The sequence below is a fragment of the Rugosibacter aromaticivorans genome (genome assembly GCF_000934545.1).
Lineage (GTDB): Bacteria > Pseudomonadota > Gammaproteobacteria > Burkholderiales > Rhodocyclaceae > Rugosibacter > Rugosibacter aromaticivorans.
Genome location: NZ_CP010554.1, coordinates 136,493 through 151,831 on the forward strand (window position 1 = coordinate 136,493; position 15,339 = coordinate 151,831).

A 15,339-nucleotide genomic window follows, 5' to 3' on the forward strand; every position below is an offset into this window, starting at 1 on the left:
GTTGCCTGCCGATGGCAGAACCTGATCAACGCAGCGCGTTCAGCACTTTTTCGGCTTCCGGCCAGGGCAGCCGTCGCTTGCCAGACTTCATTCGGTCAAGTGCCTTGAAGGCGTCGTCGACTGACAGCAGCTGGTTCTCGATCATGGCGCACAGCAGCCCGATGGTTCCCATGACGTTGACCTGCTCCTTGTTGGCAACAATCCGCAAATTGGCGTCGCCGGTCAGCAAAGTGCAAGTCTCTTGCTTCGCAAGCGCCAGTGCCAAGTAGTCGTTGTGACTGGGCTTGGGACCGTTTTTAGCGGGAAGCAGATGGTTGTGCTGGCCTGGCAACTGCTCGGCATACGCCACGAAGTCGCCGCTGACCTCCATGACCTGCAAGCCCAGGTCTTCAAGGCCAGGGCTGCCCGGTTCAATTTCTTCGTAGTACAGCAGATCAGGGATGCCGAACTGCATCGGAAGCTGGAAGAGCGTTTCCATCAACGCTCCCGCTTCCATATCGATCAAGATGTTCGCATCACTGATGAGCAACCGCATCCGATGACTCCAGCTGGCGTTCTTTGTGGAAGCGCATCATCGGGATGCCCAGCAGTTCCGCCGCCTTGCCTTCAGAAATGTATTGCTCGGCCAAGGCGCGGTACACCAACTGATCAAACAGTCGGGGATGCTCTTGCGGCAGTGGCTGGCCAGGCTCGGTCTTGCGCCAGCCCTTGGCCGAAAACCGCTTGAACATGGAGAGGTGAGCGGCCTCGGTGATCACGCCACACTGTTTGGCGCGCTGCAGCCATCCAGTCATCGACAGACCGAACTCGTGCTTGAGCACGTACAGCTCTTGCCATTCCAGCGCATGGCGTTGTGCCCCAAGCAACTGCAACACCGCGACACGCGGAGCCAGGAAGGCGCCGGCGAACCGGTCGCAGGCTTTCTCTTCGTTGATGCCGTCAGCCAGTCGTCCTTCGAGCAACAGGTGCCCCAGCTCATGCGCCAGCGTGAACCGCTGCCGATCACCGGGCCAGCGCTCGGAAACAGCCACGACCGGATACTCTCGGCCATCTTCGGTCCGTGCCTTGGCCGTCAAGCCAGAGAAGCCTGGGTTCTCTTCATCGACCACGATGACCAGCAAGCCAAGGCCTTCGAGGGTGTCGGTGAGGTCAGCAATCGGATTCAGCCCCAACTGCCAAGCGTTGCGGACCGAATCCGAGAACGCATCGATCTCATCCAGCGAGGTGATGTGCTCGGGCAGATTCGCGGGCGGCGCAAAAGCCGGGAACGGCAGTTCGGGAAACGCGCCGAGCAACTCCACGCGCTTTTCCACCAACTCGACGACCTTGATCTTCAGCGCATCCTGCGCCGTCTTGCCAAAGGTCGAGAGCTTGCGGAACTCGGGCTGCAGCAGTTCAACGGTGTGCGTACGGAAGAAGTATTCGGTCCGAATGCCGCAGGCGCGGGCCAGCTTGAGCAGCTGAGTCGAGGACGGCGTCAGCAGACCCTTCTCGTACTTCTGGATGGCGGTGTGAGAAACACCCACCTGTTCGCCCAACGCACCCAGGGTCAGACCTGCCGCCAATCGTGCTTGACGAATGCGATCTGCAATCATGACTCCTCCTTGGGTTGGGTTTAAAACAACCGTCATCCTACCAAATTTTTAAACCAAAGAGAAGCCCGGCCGTCTCGGCGACCGTGGCGTCAGTCGTGGGCGACTGCTTCCATGTAGGGGCGCATCACAGTGGCGACGCGGCAGTCCTGGGCGTAGCGCCACAGATCGTCTGCAGAGGCCTTGCGCGTCCTCCAGGCGTCTTTCAAGGCCTCCAGCGCCACATCCAGACCGATCTTGTTGCGATGTTTGAAGCAATCGACCACGGTCTTGGCCGGGCTGTAGATCCGCACCTTCACCCCGTTGCACAAGTGCTCCTCGACGCCTGCCAGATGAGCCCTACCGGCCATCTGAACCATCCGGATCGGCGGATAGTCGATCCGGGGTGAGTGGCTGCCGCGTGGCATGGCGATCCAGACTTGACGCGGTAGTTGGGTGGTCAGCCCGTGGAACTGGAGTGCGGTGAGCAGGCAGAACACGGCTTGTGGCACCCTGGTGGCAACAAGGGCAAGACTCTCAAATTCCGTCGCCTGTGCGCCTGGCAGACGGTAAAGACCACGCCCGACCCGTACCAGCAGACCTGCGGCCGTCATGCGCGTCAGGATGACCCGGGGCGAGCCGATGGCGTCCAGGTCGCTGGCACGCAGCAGTCCTCTCTGGTTGGCCAGATCAAGGATGCGCTGGGTATGGGTCTCGGAGAGCATGGCTGGAGTATGTTCCATTTGTTCTCCATTTTCAATTAATCAACGAAATATCGGAACGCATGACAACACACTTCGCCACGGCCCGCCCCAACTACGGGGCATCAGCATTCCCTTTCATCGGGTACCGGCATGGGCGCAGCTGATGCATCTCCCAGAGGAAGAGTTCCTCGATGCTGAAGCGGATGACTTCACCGTTTGCGATCCGGTAGAACGGAATGCCGAGCCGCAGGCGTTCCTGATTCTGGTGAATCCAGTAACCGGGCAAGCCAGTGATATCGACCACATCCTTGGCGGAGTAGAAAACCCGATCACGGCGCTCAGGCCGTTTCTGCATCATCTGCTCGATGGCATCTTCACGTGCCGTGGGAGAGGATTCGGACAACTGGCGTCCCGTAGGGGATTTCCAAGTGACCCGAGCCTTGCGTTCGAAGGCCTCGACCTCCACCAGAAGGTAACGGACAGATCTGTTGAGGTGCCAGGCGGGCGGGCCGATCCCTTCCGAGCGCCACTTTTGCAGCGTCTTGGGTGAGAGATTCCACCTCGAGGACAAGTGGGTTTCATCGAGGACCGGATACGTGATGACTGGCTCATCCGGGCTGGGCGCAACGCCCTGCTTGTTGGCATCAACCTTGGGTTTCATCACGCACCTCCGTCAGCGCGGCCTCGGCCGCTTCAAGACTGCCGTACTGCGCGATGAGTGCGAAGGCCTCGCTCAAGTAGTACCGCTTTGGTTCGGGAGCGGTGGGCGCGGGAGATTCGACAACGGGCTGCGAGTCGCATAAGGATGGCAACGGCGCTTCGTTGGACATGCCCTGGCGGATCGCCTGCTCATAGGTGACGATCTCATCGACTGGATAGCGGATGGCCTTTGAGAGCTTGATGTACGGCGGGCCGCGTTCTTCGCTGCGCCAGCGTTGCAGGGTCTTGATGCTGACGTTCCACCGACGTGCGAGCTCCGTTTCGGTGAAGGCGGGTTCGGTTTGCATGGCATTTCCTTTCGTCGTTCGTGCCGGGCATTACGGCGACAAACGAGAGGAAAGCCAAGTTGCGGCCCCGAGATTCCCCGGCAGTCGTGGCAACTGCGAGTGCCAATCTGCCTCTCTGAACTTACAATCATGGGCATGTGCGGTTGCGCGAAATCCTTCCCCGGAATCGCGCGAGGGTCTCAAGGCTTCCGACCGGGGCTGAGAGACTGCTGATATGTGGGTTTGGTTTTCTGTTAAACTCCACCACCAACGTACAAAGCCGACTTTTTAGTCGGCTTTGGCGTTTCTGGAATTTGCCCACATCACGTTCGTAATTCATGCCCGTAATTTCCGGCATAGCGCTCACATTCCTCGCATTTCTGCAAGGTCGATTCTTTGTTGTTTTATTTCTCTTGCCGCCAGCGGTACGCCACAGCGAATAGCAGGACGGCGTATATCACTACCCAAAAAGCCAGGCCTAAGGTAACTGAGGCACCGTTCATGGTACGTAAAACCAGCGCACTCGCAGCGCACGCGGCCATCAATTCATACGCTGCTAACGCCAGCTGCCGGTGTGACCAGCCGGAGCGGATGAGGCGCTGATAGGCATGATCATGATGCGCCTGCCACACCTTCTCGCCGCGCAAGGCACGGCGTAGTAGCGTGACAGTGGCGTCCACAATAAAAGGCGAGAACACCAGCAGCGGAAACCACACCGGCCATACCGTTGCCTGCCAGCCCCACAGTCCTAGTGCACCCGCCAAAAAGCCGAGCGGGATGGAGCCGACATCACCCAAAAACACCCGTGCAGGGTCAAAATTGAAGACCAAAAATGCCAGCGCGGCAGCCGCTACGACGAAAGCCAGCGCCGCGAATTCCGGTTGCCCGGCCAGCCACGCAGCAATTCCGTAAACACCAAAACCGAAAACCGCCATGCCACCCGCCAGCCCGTTGGCGCCGTCCATGAAGTTGTAAAGATTCATCATCCAGCCGAGCGCGAGCGTCAGGCCGAATAGCATGGGCCAACTCACCGTATCACCAGCGCCACCCAGCCCAGAAACGTGTTCAAAAGACGGACCCAAGACTTTTCCGGCAGCAACCACCCACACGGCGGCCACCAGCAAATGCACCGACAGACGTAGCGCAGCTGATAGTCCACGGCGATCATCCAGAAAGCAAAAGCCGCCGAGAAGCAACAGCAGAATAAGTAGCAGCAGCAGTGGCGATGAATCAACCAGTGCACCTGTCAGCAAGCTACCGCCAAGAATGCCCGCCAGCAAGCCCAGCCCGCCGATACGCGGCGTCGGTGTGGAATGTAACGAACGATGATTCGGCTGATCCAGCGTAGTTTTCGCCAGTTGCCCACGCAGCAGCCAACGCAAAAGCAAAAAACAAACAGAAAACGAGACCACGGATGAAATAAGGTAAGTCATGGGCACTGGCTCATAACCACGCCGTTGCCACTGCCCGATGACATTGTGTTGGTGTTACAGCGACCACACTTTTCTCGCCCCGAATGCGCCGCTCCCAAACAGCGATTTGACGTCAATGATGCAGCCGTGCGCGGCAAGACATTCGGCAATGCCGACAGCCTCGCGCTGGCGGTAGGCGTCGTGCGCCACGGCGATGACGACGGCATCCGCTGCGGGTAAATTTTCCCAGGAGGTTAATGTCAGCCCGTATTCGTGCATCGCCTCGTCTGTGTCGGCCAGCGGGTCATGCGCGATGACTTCGATGCCGTAACTTTGGAGTTCGGTAATGATGTCCGGCACTTTTGAGTTGCGCAGGTCGGGGCAGTTTTCCTTGAAGGTGAGGCCCAGCACGTTGACCTTTGCCCCCTTGATGCCGCTGCCGGATTCAATCATCAGTTTGACGGTTTTTTCGGCAATGAATTTGCCCATGCCGTCGTTGATGCGGCGGCCGGCGAGAATCACTTGCGGGTGGTAGCCAAGCATGTCGGCCTTATGCGTCAGGTAGTAGGGGTCGACGCCGATGCAGTGGCCGCCAACGAGGCCGGGCGAAAATTTGAGAAAGTTCCATTTGGTGCCGGCAGCGGCCAGCACGTCCGAGGTGGCGATGCCGATCTTGTCGAAGATGATGGACAGTTCGTTCATCAGCGCAATGTTGAGATCGCGCTGAGTGTTCTCGATCACCTTGGCGGCTTCGGCGACCTTGATCGATGAAGCGCGATGCACGCCGGCGGTGATGACGGATTCGTAAAGCTGCGCGACTTGCGCGAGCGTTGCCGCATCGTCGCCAGAGACGACCTTGATGATTTTGGTGAGCGTGTGTTCCCTGTCGCCGGGGTTGATACGCTCAGGCGAATAGCCGATGTGAAAATCTGTTTGCCACTGCATGCCGGAATGTTTTTCCAGCACGGGGATACAGACTTCTTCTGTTGCGCCGGGATAGACGGTGGACTCAAAAATCACCACCGCACCGCGTTTCATGTGCTGGCCGACAATGGTTGATGCGCCGATCAGCGGGCCGAAGTCGGGCTGATGCGCGGCGTCAACGGGCGTGGGCACGGCGACGATCAAAAAGTCGGCGCTGGCAAGACGGCGCGGATCGGTAGTGCAGTCGAGTTTTGCGGCTGCGCGCAAATCGTCCGCCGAGACTTCGCCGGTCGGGTCGCGGAATTCGTTGTAGGCGGCAACCTTGGCGGCCGATAAATCAAAGCCGATGGTTTGACATTGCTTGCCGAATTCAACAGCGAGCGGCAGGCCGACATAGCCGAGGCCGACGATGGCAATGATGGGATTTTCAGGTAGCATTATCTTAATTGGCCGGATAAATGGGTGTTGGTACAATGGTTCATAGCAGACTTGCCCACCGAACCGACAAGGGGCTGTTCCAGCTTTCATCTATGCAGGCAATAGCCGATTCTGGAGACAGCAGCTGCGAAAAAATACGCGGGTTGGCGCAAATACACAGAAAGGCCAGTATCGACCTCCAGGGAGTGTTGACTGTTGCGGCGCCCGAGAGCGCCTGTTTCCACCAGGATATGGCGCGTTTGTGTTGGGGCAAGTTCTGGTTGACCGCATAAGTCAGCAGGTTGGCATCAACCAGAATCACTTGCGTTGCTCCAGATTGGCTCGTAGCGATATGTCTTCCAGTTCGTCCGCAAGATGCAATGCCTTGTCCAGATTAATGCTCGCCAGCGGTACGCCAAGCGAAGCCGGCTTCAGGCGATACGCTGGAGACGTGGACTTGCGTACTGCTTTCTGCTGCAACTCCGTCAGCAGGTTTTCATTGATCACCGGCTTAAAGGGTTTGCCTGCTTCTTGCGCGCGCTTTTTGAGTTGGCAGGCCAGTGCGTCTTCGATTGTGAGCGTGGTTCGCATCATGCCGCCCTTCGCGTAAGCATCAAAGTGTCATTTTACGGCAAGTCATGGTTTGCAAGATGCCCACTGATCGATGAGGAGACTGGCGTTCTCTGGTGGCATGTCAGACGCCGTAATAGCCGCGATACCAGGTAACAAAGCGTGCGATGCCCTGTTCGACGCTGGTGGCGGGGGCGAAGCCGGTGGCGGCTTGTAGCGCAGCAGTGTCAGCCGAGGTGGCGGGCACATCGCCGTTTTGCAGCGGTAAAAAATTTTTCTGCGCGGTTTTGCCTAAAGCAGTTTCAAGCGTGGTGATGTAGGTCATGAGCTCCACAGGATTGTGGTTGCCGATGTTGAACACGCGGTAAGGTGCCCAACTGGTGGCGGGGTCGGGATGCTGTTTGTCAAACGCTGGATTGGCCATGGGCGGCCGGTCGCAAACGCGGATCACGCCTTCGACAATATCATCGATATAGGTGAAGTCGCGTTGCATCTTGCCATGGTTGAAAACATCAATCGGCTGCCCTTCGAGTATCGCCTTGGTGAACAAAAACAGCGCCATGTCGGGCCGGCCCCAGGGGCCGTACACGGTAAAAAAACGCAGCCCGGTGGTGGGTATGCCATATAGGTGGCTGTAGGTATGAGCCATCAGCTCGTTGGCTTTTTTGGTGGCGGCATACAGGCTCACCGGATGGTCTACCGAATCGGTCTCACTAAACGGCATTTTGGTGTTGCCACCATACACGCTGGAGCTGCTGGCATAGGTGAGATGCTCAACCCCGGCGTGACGGCAGCCTTCGAGGATGTTTACGAAGCCAGTCAGGTTGCTGTCCACATAAGCGTGTGGGTTTTGTAGCGAATAGCGCACGCCAGCCTGGGCAGCCAGATGAATCACCCGCTGTGGCTTTTCATGGGCGAACAGTTCAGCCATGCCGGGCCGGTCTGCCACGTCATGCTTGATGAAGCGGAACAACGAGCGGGGTGTCAGTCGTGCCAGTCGCGCTTCTTTGAGCGTGACATCGTAATAATCGTTCAGGTTATCCAGCCCGATGACTTCGTCGCCGCGCGCCAGCAGGCGTTCGCAAACATGCATGCCGATGAATCCGGCGCAACCGGTCACAAGAATTTTCACTATTCATCCACCTGAAAAGAACGCATTTTCTCATAGTTGGCCAATGGTTCCACCACGATGAAGATATGTCGCGCTTGCGCGGGTGACGAAATCTGCTGTTGTTTCACGCTGGCGCGGGCGATTTTCCCCGAGTCAATTCCCGATCAACTCTGGCAACGATATGCCGCACATCGATGCGCTTGGAGCCGCTTACCAAAATCCGCCCAAACTATTCATGTGGCATTGCAGTTGCTTGTGCCGGTGCGTTCCCGGGTGTGAAAATTTCAATCGCGGAATTTGGGTCCAGCAATAAGTGTTACCGTCTATGACATTTCGTTATAGAAATGCCATTGAGCGCGGTGTATATTTTGATGACGTGGAAAAGTATCTACGTGAATGCTTCATGGAATTCAATTGCATAAGGAGGAATCATGTTCAAAAGAATATTTGTTATTGCTACCACTGTGTTTTTGGCCAGTACCAGTGTCACCACTTTTGCCCGTGGTGGACCGGGAGGCGGGGGGCATGCCGGTAGTATGGGCGGTATGTCGCCAGAGCACATCAGCAGTCAAGGGATGCAAAATACCAATGGACCTGATGCCAGCGACAGAGATAAGGGGCTGGAGCGTGCGGAAGACCGTATGAGCCAGGAAGGTCTAACCCATGAAAAAGCGGGTGCTGCCCATAGCAAGCATAAACGCCATGGCTCACCGATGACGAAGGATGGGAAAGACGAGAACTCGTCTCAAAATAGAAGTAAGTGAAGTCGGACCATGACCAGAGGTAAGTGGTAAAGCGAGAGGTTTATTTGTCGAAAGCGGCGGCAGATGTGAACCTGAACACCACCCGCTGCTTGTTCCAGTCTACTGACACCTCAGCCTGCCGCCACGTACCGGATGCAGATTGAGGTGCCGTAGCTGACGATCATCAACAATCGCCTGTACGATGTCCGGGGTCGGACGCGTCAATCGCAGAGCCTTGGACACCGGGCCCTCCGTTCCGGTTTGAGTGACCCGGGCAAGCTCGGTGGCATTGGCCCTCGCCGGAATCCAGCGCCTTGCCAGTAGAGCGCCTTGCCCAGGGGCCGGACCACCGGCAGATCGAACGACGATTTGATTTTGGCGCTCTTGGTCCCCGGCGGCGGTACCAGTAGCACCTTGCTAACCATGCCGCTTGATCGACAGTGGCATAAAGATAACCGGCCTGCCTCGCACATCAAACTGCCTGGCCGTACGGTGTGTTTCTGTCCTGCGCAATGATGGCACATCTCGGGGATTAGCCCGCTGCCATCCAATCTGCGAATGGGCGTTAAAATAGGCGAATTCCGTCCACATAAAACCCCTGGCCCGCCGCTGCCTACCGTTGCGAACCTTGTCGTTTTCTTGTTCCCGGTTTTTAATACGTCTACTATTCACTCCGCCGGATCACCCCGGCCTCTCTCAGGGTTCAACCGACGTGCAGCTTTTTGCTCTAGGTATCAATCACCATACGGCACCGCTGGCCGTGCGCGAGCTTATCGCCTTCCAGCCTGCACACCTGGGCCAGGCTCTGCACGATCTGTTGCGCGAGCACACGGTGCACGAAGCCGCGCTATTGTCGACCTGTAATCGCACCGAACTGTATTGCACCACTGAGCACCCGCAAGTGGCGGCTGACTGGCTGGCGACATACCATGCGCTGCCGCCGGAGAAGATTCAGCCCTATCTGTATCAATATCCGCAGCAGGATGCGGTGCGCCACATGTTTCGCGTGGCCTCTGGGCTGGATTCCATGGTGCTCGGCGAGCCGCAGATTCTGGGGCAGATGAAGCAGGCGGCGCGCATTGCTGAAGAAGCTGGCACGTTGGGCACGCTGCTTGGCAAGCTCTTCCAGCGCACCTTTGCCGTCGCTAAGGAAGTGCGCTCCACCACTGCGATCGGTGCGAACACGGTGTCGATGGCGGCCGCTGCCGTGCGGCTTTCCGCGCGCATTTTTGAGTCAATCGCCGCGCAACGCATTTTGTTTATTGGTGCAGGCGAAATGATCGAGCTTTGCGCCGCGCACTTTGCCGGTCAAAAACCCAAGCAGCTCACCATTGCTAACCGTACGATTGAGCGTGCCGAGGCGCTGGCGCAGCGCTTTTCCGGCGACGCGTTACGGCTCGACGAGGTGGCCGAGCGGCTGGCGAATTACGATATTGTGATCTCTTGCACCGCCAGCCCGCTGCCGATTATTGGCTTAGGGTTGGTTGAGCGGGCGTTGAAAATTCGCCGCCATCGGCCGATGGTGATGGTTGATCTGGCGATCCCGCGCGATATCGAAAGAGAAGTGGGTGATCTGGATGATGCGTTTCTCTACACGCTGGATGATCTTGGGCAGATTGTTGAATCCGGACTGGAATCACGCCAGGCAGCGGTCATTGAAGCCGAAGCGATCATCGATGAGCGCGTGCAGGGTTTTTTGCATTGGTTAGCCGCGCGCGAGACCGTGCCCACCATTCGCGCCTTGCGCGATGCTGCAGAGCGCATGCGGCGGCATGAAATCGAACACGCGCTGAAATTGCTGGCGCGCGGTGATGCGCCCGATAAGGTGCTCGACGCGCTGTCGCATGGGCTAATCAATAAATTTTTGCATGCGCCAACGCAGGCCTTGAATCAGGCAGAAGGCGATGAGCGCACCGAGATCGCCGCACTAATTGCGCGCCTGTACCATCTTTCTTCCACTGATTAGATTGTCCGCGCCGGTGCTGCGCTTTGCGCGCGTACTTGGCCATTATTTGTGATCGCCTTGCCATGAAAAAAAGCATTTACGACAAACTGGAACAACTGGCCGAACGCCTGGCCGAGCTCGATGGCTTGCTGGGTGCCGAAAATGCTACGCACGACATGGACAGCTATCGCAAGCTCACGAAGGAGCATGCCGACATCACGCCCGTGGTCGCTTTGTTCCAGGCTTACCGTCGTGCCAGCGCCGACTTTTCAGCGGCGGGCGAGATGTTGAACGACGCTGAAATGAAAGCGTTGGCGCAGGTCGAGCAGGTGAGTGCGTTGGCGGAAATGGCGCGACTCGAAGATGAATTGCAAACGGCGCTGCTGCCGCGCGACCCGAATGACGATAAAAATCTGTTCCTTGAAATCCGCGCTGGCACGGGCGGCGATGAATCCGCGCTGTTTGCTGGCGATCTGTTTCGCATGTATTCGCGTTACGCCGAGCGCCAGGGCTGGCGCGTGGAGATCATCTCGCGCAGCGAGTCCGACCTTGGTGGCTTCCGTGAAATCATTGCCCGCATCGAAGGTCATGGCGCCTATTCGCAACTCAAGTTCGAGTCCGGCGGGCATCGCGTGCAGCGCGTGCCGACGACGGAAACGCAAGGCCGTATCCACACCTCGGCCTGCACGGTAGCGGTAATGCCAGAAGCCGATGCGTTGGCCGAGGTTGCAATCAATCCGGCGGACCTGCGCATCGATACATTTCGCGCGTCGGGCGCGGGCGGGCAGCACATCAACAAGACCGATTCGGCGGTGCGCATCACGCATCTGCCCACCGGCATCGTCGTCGAATGTCAGGACGACCGTTCGCAACATCGCAACCGCGCCCAGGCCATGGCCGTGCTGGCAGCGCGTATCACGGCAGAGCAAGAGCGCGAGCAGCAGCAAAAACTCGCCTCGACGCGTAAATCATTGATCGGTTCCGGCGACCGTTCCGAGCGCATCCGCACCTATAACTTTCCGCAGGGGCGTATTACCGATCACCGCATCAATCTGACGCTGTACAAGATTGACGCGATCATGGATGGTGATTTGAGCGAGCTGGTCCGTGCGCTGACTACCGAACATCAAACCGAACTGCTGGCCGAGCTGGCAGCGTGAACACGCGGGTGACCATCGCCGCCGCGCTGGCCGCTGCGCGCGAAAAATTGCCGGGCTTTGAGGCGCGCCTGCTGTTGGGCCATGTATTACAGCGACCGCCCGTGTGGTTGCTGGCACATGATGATGTGCTGGATGAGGCCGTGCTGCGCGCTTTTAATGTGCTTGTGGCGCGCCGTCATGAGGGCGAACCCGTGGCTTATCTGCTCGGCCGGCGCGAATTTTTCGGCCGTGATTTTTGCACTTCGCCCGCCGTGTTGATTCCGCGCCCTGAGACTGAACTACTGGTCGACATCGCGCTGCGAAAAGTCTTGAGTCCGTCTTTTGAACCCGTTTCTGGGCTGGACGGCGCTGGTTTGGATTCGTTTCTGGATGATACGGCGGAAAACGGCAATACAGCGGGTAAAGCAGTGAGAATTCTCGACCTGGGTACCGGCACCGGCTGCATCGCCATCACACTGGCGCTGGAATACGCGCAGGCGCACGTAACTGCCCTCGATGCCAGTGACGCAGCATTAGCGATCGCCAAAGAAAACGCGCAGCGGCTCCATGCCGCGGTGCGGTTTTTGCAGAGCGATTGGTATGCGACTGTGCAGGGCGAGACGTTTGATCTCATCGTCAGCAACCCCCCCTACATCGCAGCCACCGATGCCCATTTGGCGCAGGGCGATTTGCGTTACGAACCGTCTGCTGCATTAACCAGCGGCGGGGATGGACTCGATGCCATCCGCCACATCATCGCCGCTGCGCCCGCGCATTTATCTCCGCAGGGTCAGCTCTGGCTGGAACACGGCTACGATCAGGCCGAAGCCGTGCGCACGTTGCTCATCGCCGCCGGATTCGTGGCTATCAAGCAGCATCGCGATCTGGCTGGCATCGTGCGCGTGAGCGGCGGTTGTTTTATGGGTGTGGAATAAAAAAGCCTTCTCGCGAGTGAGAAGGCTTTGTGTTCGAGTGGCACGACGCGTCGTGCCACTCGCCGAGGCGTTTAGTGCAGCCCCGCCATGTAGTCAGTGACCGCCTTGATTTCCGCATCGGTCATTTTCAGCGCAATGGTGCGCATGATCTTGGCGGGATCATTAGCGCGCGTGCCATCGCGGAAGGCCTTGAGTTGCACTTCGGCATAATCGGCGTGTTGTCCGCCGACACGCGGGTATTGCGCCGGGATGCCAGCGCCTGTAGGGCCGTGGCACGAGGCACAGGCAGGCAGGCCTTTGCTTGCGTCACCGCGACGATAAATCGTTTGACCTAGTTTGATGGTGGCTTCGTTTTTCGCTGCGCCGGGTTTGGCGGTCTGCGTTGCAAAATAGGCTGCCAAATCACGCATCTGGCCGAGGTCATACGGTGCGATCATGCCACCCATGACGGCATTGGCGCGCAGCGCAGGCTGGCCATCGGCGGCTTTGAAATTGGTCATCTGCTTGAGCAGGTAATCGTAGCTTTGGCCAGCCAGCGTGGGGTTCACAGGGATGAGGCTATTGCCATCAGCGCCATGACAGGCAGCGCAAACGGTGGTTGCGATTTCCTTGCCGCGGGCCGCATCGCCCATGGGGGCTGCGTGGGCAGACACTTTGGCGGTACCGGTGGCATGTGCGCTGCACGTGATGACCGCAAAAATTAATGCAAACAGGGAACGACTCATGATGACAAATTCTCCGATTAACTGCCGACTGTCCGGCCCGCGAAAGCTGTTATTCTACCTTAGGCTAAAAGTGGCTAATCTACTGCTTGCTTTTATTTAGCGCTTTATATAAAGCCGGCTGCAACGCCTTGCGCGGTGCTATTGAACCAAACTTTATTTTATTCTCTTTACCATGGCTCTTTTTCGTCACGCCACATTTGAAATTTCTGCTGCCAAACCGAGCGACTTGTCACCCTCTTTAGGGCCGGAGATCGCTTTTGCCGGTCGTTCCAACGCAGGCAAATCAAGCGCCATCAATACGCTGGTTGGCCACACCCGGCTGGCTTTTGTTTCCAAAACGCCCGGGCGCACGCAGCTGATTAACCTCTTCCGCATGAAAAACGGTGCGGCGCTGGTGGATCTTCCCGGGTATGGGTTTGCGCAAGTGCCTTTGGCCGTGCGGCTGCAATGGCAAGGCTTGCTGGAGGAATATCTGATCCGGCGCAGCAACTTGGTGGGGCTGGTGCTGATCATGGATTCGCGTCGTCCACTCACTGAGCTGGACCGGAAAATGATCGGCTGGTTTGCGCCAACGGGGCGCCCCATTCATTGTTTGCTGACGAAATCTGACAAACTCACTCGCCAGGAACAAACCAAAACCTTGCTTGACGCACGTGTCGCGCTTGCCGAGTATGACGCGGGGGTGACTGTGCAGTTATTTTCCAGCCTGAAAAAAACCGGTATGGAAGAAGTTGAGCGCATCGTGGGTGGCTGGCTAGGAGTGCAAGCCGGAGTAGAAACTGCAAGCCGCGATGAAGCAAAAGAAAAACCCTCGGCTATCGGGGGAGGGATAGCCGAGGGCGAAGTTGCCTGACAACTTGTCAAGACACCTGCCAAGGGGGAAAAAGCAGGGAGCGCCACGCAAAGAACGTGATGAAAAGGGGAAAATCAGCACGTTGATTCTTTGCTTGGCACACGTCTTATTGGATAAGACCAACGCAGTAAAGTTCAATCCGTTTTTGGAGAAAATATCATGGCCAATTTGCCGTGGCTAAACGCAGGCAATAGCGGAGTATTTCCTGGGATACGTATGCGCCGCATGCGCACGGACGAATTCTCGCGGCGTTTGATGCGTGAGCACACACTGACTTCGAACGACCTGATTTATCCTGTGTTCGTACTTGAAGGTGCAGGGCGCAGCGAGGACGTAGCTTCGATGCCAGGGGTTGCGCGTGTTTCGCTTGACCGCTTGCTGCCAGTGGCCGAACGGGCTGTGCAATGGGGTATCCCCGCACTGGCGCTGTTCCCAGTGATTGATCGTGGCAAAAAAACACCGGAGGCGGAAGAAGCCTGGAATCCCGCCGGGCTGGTACCTAGTGTGGTGGCACGCCTGAAAAAAGAATTTCCGGAGTTGGGCGTTATCACGGATGTGGCGCTCGACCCTTATACCAGCCATGGTCAGGACGGCCTGATCGACCCGCGTGATTCGCGCGGCTATGTGCTGAACGATGAAACGCTGGAAGCGCTGGCAAAGCAGGCCTTGTGTCATGCTCGCGCCGGTGCCGATGTGGTCGCGCCATCAGACATGATGGATGGGCGTATCGGGCATATTCGCGCGGTGCTGGATAAAGAAAAACTGATTCACACGCGTATCCTCGCTTACGCCGCCAAATATGCGTCAAGTTTTTACGGCCCGTTCCGCGATGCTGTGGGATCGGCTGGTAATCTTGGTAAGGGCGATAAAAAAACCTACCAGATGGACCCGGCCAATTCTGATGAAGCCTTGCGCGAAGTGGCGCTGGATCTGCAAGAGGGTGCCGACATGGTGATGGTCAAGCCCGGCATGCCCTATCTGGATATTGTGCGCCGCGTGAAAGACACCTTCGGCGCGCCGACTTATGCCTATCAGGTGAGCGGTGAATACGCGATGCTCAAAGCTGCTGCGCAAAACGGCTGGCTCGATCACGATGCGGTGATGATGGAGTCGCTACTGGCCTTCAAGCGCGCCGGTTGCGATGGCATCCTGACTTACTTTGCGCTCGAAGCGGCGGCCTTGCTGAAGGCTTGAAAAGTCTTGTCCAGAGACGGCTTTGTATTCCCTGCGGTCAGATTCAAAAGTCCGTTTTTGACGGCGCTAGTCGGCTGTGAAAAGTCGGCGCTGGTGATACGGCCTTATCT

The 15,339-nt window shown here is 57.6% G+C and carries 16 protein-coding genes; 6 read left to right on the forward strand and 10 right to left on the reverse strand.

From position 1 onward, the window contains the following. Window positions 1–25 precede the first annotated feature (25 nt). The 9 genes from PG1C_RS00740 to PG1C_RS00780 all read right to left on the reverse strand — a co-directional run bounded on the left by PG1C_RS00740 (window position 26) and on the right by PG1C_RS00780 (window position 7,716). Window positions 26–535: a PIN domain-containing protein gene (locus tag PG1C_RS00740; RefSeq protein ID WP_202635546.1), complete on the reverse strand. Its 510-nt coding sequence runs from the start codon at window positions 533–535 to the stop codon at window positions 26–28. Continuing rightward, complete coding sequence (locus tag PG1C_RS00745; RefSeq protein WP_202635547.1) at window positions 516–1,595, reverse strand: XRE family transcriptional regulator; 1,080 nt, start codon at window positions 1,593–1,595, stop codon at window positions 516–518. Before PG1C_RS00745 ends, PG1C_RS00740 begins: the two co-directional genes overlap by 20 nt. A gap of 89 nt (window positions 1,596–1,684) precedes the next feature. Next, entirely contained in the window at window positions 1,685–2,314 is a 630-nt protein-coding gene (locus PG1C_RS00750) for a type IV toxin-antitoxin system AbiEi family antitoxin domain-containing protein (RefSeq protein WP_202635548.1), read from the reverse strand. A gap of 73 nt (window positions 2,315–2,387) precedes the next feature. Beyond that, window positions 2,388–2,936 (reverse strand): hypothetical protein, encoded by a 549-nt coding sequence (locus tag PG1C_RS00755; RefSeq protein WP_202635549.1) that lies wholly within the window; start codon window positions 2,934–2,936, stop codon window positions 2,388–2,390. Then, window positions 2,920–3,282 carry a helix-turn-helix transcriptional regulator gene (locus PG1C_RS00760; RefSeq protein ID WP_202635550.1) on the reverse strand — a complete coding sequence of 121 codons (363 nt, stop codon included), beginning with the start codon at window positions 3,280–3,282 and terminating at the stop codon, window positions 2,920–2,922. The genes PG1C_RS00755 and PG1C_RS00760 overlap by 17 nt, the downstream gene beginning before the upstream one ends. A gap of 383 nt (window positions 3,283–3,665) precedes the next feature. Further along, window positions 3,666–4,694, reverse strand: a complete 1,029-nt coding sequence (locus PG1C_RS00765) for an MraY family glycosyltransferase (RefSeq protein WP_202635551.1) — start codon at window positions 4,692–4,694, stop codon at window positions 3,666–3,668. A 54-nt stretch (window positions 4,695–4,748) separates the two neighbouring features. Next, entirely contained in the window at window positions 4,749–6,035 is a 1,287-nt protein-coding gene (locus PG1C_RS00770) for a nucleotide sugar dehydrogenase (RefSeq protein ID WP_202635552.1), read from the reverse strand. A gap of 297 nt (window positions 6,036–6,332) precedes the next feature. Continuing rightward, entirely contained in the window at window positions 6,333–6,608 is a 276-nt protein-coding gene (locus PG1C_RS00775; RefSeq protein WP_202635553.1) for a hypothetical protein, read from the reverse strand. A gap of 100 nt (window positions 6,609–6,708) precedes the next feature. Then, window positions 6,709–7,716, reverse strand: a complete 1,008-nt coding sequence (locus tag PG1C_RS00780) for an NAD-dependent epimerase (RefSeq protein WP_202635554.1) — start codon at window positions 7,714–7,716, stop codon at window positions 6,709–6,711. A gap of 410 nt (window positions 7,717–8,126) precedes the next feature. Between PG1C_RS00780 and PG1C_RS00785 the strand changes: the two genes are divergently transcribed. From PG1C_RS00785 to prmC, 4 genes are all read left to right on the forward strand, one after another. Then, window positions 8,127–8,459, forward strand: coding sequence for a hypothetical protein (locus tag PG1C_RS00785; RefSeq protein WP_202635555.1), 333 nt, complete (start codon window positions 8,127–8,129; stop codon window positions 8,457–8,459). A gap of 691 nt (window positions 8,460–9,150) precedes the next feature. After that, window positions 9,151–10,404, forward strand: a complete 1,254-nt coding sequence (hemA, locus tag PG1C_RS00790; protein ID WP_202635556.1) for a glutamyl-tRNA reductase — start codon at window positions 9,151–9,153, stop codon at window positions 10,402–10,404. 62 nt (window positions 10,405–10,466) lie between these two features. Beyond that, window positions 10,467–11,543 (forward strand): peptide chain release factor 1, encoded by a 1,077-nt coding sequence (gene prfA, locus PG1C_RS00795; protein WP_202635557.1) that lies wholly within the window; start codon window positions 10,467–10,469, stop codon window positions 11,541–11,543. Continuing rightward, window positions 11,540–12,457, forward strand: a complete 918-nt coding sequence (gene prmC, locus PG1C_RS00800; RefSeq protein ID WP_202635558.1) for a peptide chain release factor N(5)-glutamine methyltransferase — start codon at window positions 11,540–11,542, stop codon at window positions 12,455–12,457. The genes prfA and prmC overlap by 4 nt, the downstream gene beginning before the upstream one ends. A 71-nt stretch (window positions 12,458–12,528) precedes the next feature. Here prmC and PG1C_RS00805 read toward each other — a convergent pair whose 3' ends face one another. Beyond that, window positions 12,529–13,182, reverse strand: a complete 654-nt coding sequence (locus PG1C_RS00805) for a c-type cytochrome (RefSeq protein ID WP_202635559.1) — start codon at window positions 13,180–13,182, stop codon at window positions 12,529–12,531. A 172-nt stretch (window positions 13,183–13,354) separates the two neighbouring features. On the opposite strand from PG1C_RS00805, the gene yihA reads away from it, so the two are divergent. Beyond that, a complete protein-coding gene (yihA, locus tag PG1C_RS00810) occupies window positions 13,355–14,035 on the forward strand; it encodes a ribosome biogenesis GTP-binding protein YihA/YsxC (protein ID WP_202635560.1) in 681 nt (226 codons plus the stop codon). A gap of 216 nt (window positions 14,036–14,251) precedes the next feature. Continuing rightward, window positions 14,252–15,229 carry a porphobilinogen synthase gene (hemB, locus tag PG1C_RS00815; protein WP_414629210.1) on the forward strand — a complete coding sequence of 326 codons (978 nt, stop codon included), beginning with the start codon at window positions 14,252–14,254 and terminating at the stop codon, window positions 15,227–15,229. Window positions 15,230–15,339: the final 110 nt, after the last annotated feature.

Coding starts and splice junctions, on each gene's coding strand:
- PG1C_RS00750 (WP_202635548.1), bottom strand. CDS start 2,314: ATGGAACATACTCCAGCCATGCTCTCCGAGACCCATACCCAGCGCATC.
- yihA (WP_202635560.1), top strand. CDS start 13,355: ATGGCTCTTTTTCGTCACGCCACATTTGAAATTTCTGCTGCCAAACCG.
- PG1C_RS00775 (WP_202635553.1), bottom strand. CDS start 6,608: ATGATGCGAACCACGCTCACAATCGAAGACGCACTGGCCTGCCAACTC.
- PG1C_RS00770 (WP_202635552.1), bottom strand. CDS start 6,035: ATGCTACCTGAAAATCCCATCATTGCCATCGTCGGCCTCGGCTATGTC.
- PG1C_RS00745 (WP_202635547.1), bottom strand. CDS start 1,595: ATGATTGCAGATCGCATTCGTCAAGCACGATTGGCGGCAGGTCTGACC.
- prfA (WP_202635557.1), top strand. CDS start 10,467: ATGAAAAAAAGCATTTACGACAAACTGGAACAACTGGCCGAACGCCTG.
- PG1C_RS00740 (WP_202635546.1), bottom strand. CDS start 535: ATGCGGTTGCTCATCAGTGATGCGAACATCTTGATCGATATGGAAGCG.
- PG1C_RS00755 (WP_202635549.1), bottom strand. CDS start 2,936: ATGAAACCCAAGGTTGATGCCAACAAGCAGGGCGTTGCGCCCAGCCCG.
- PG1C_RS00765 (WP_202635551.1), bottom strand. CDS start 4,694: ATGACTTACCTTATTTCATCCGTGGTCTCGTTTTCTGTTTGTTTTTTG.
- PG1C_RS00785 (WP_202635555.1), top strand. CDS start 8,127: ATGTTCAAAAGAATATTTGTTATTGCTACCACTGTGTTTTTGGCCAGT.
- hemB (WP_414629210.1), top strand. CDS start 14,252: ATGCGCCGCATGCGCACGGACGAATTCTCGCGGCGTTTGATGCGTGAG.
- PG1C_RS00805 (WP_202635559.1), bottom strand. CDS start 13,182: ATGAGTCGTTCCCTGTTTGCATTAATTTTTGCGGTCATCACGTGCAGC.
- PG1C_RS00760 (WP_202635550.1), bottom strand. CDS start 3,282: ATGCAAACCGAACCCGCCTTCACCGAAACGGAGCTCGCACGTCGGTGG.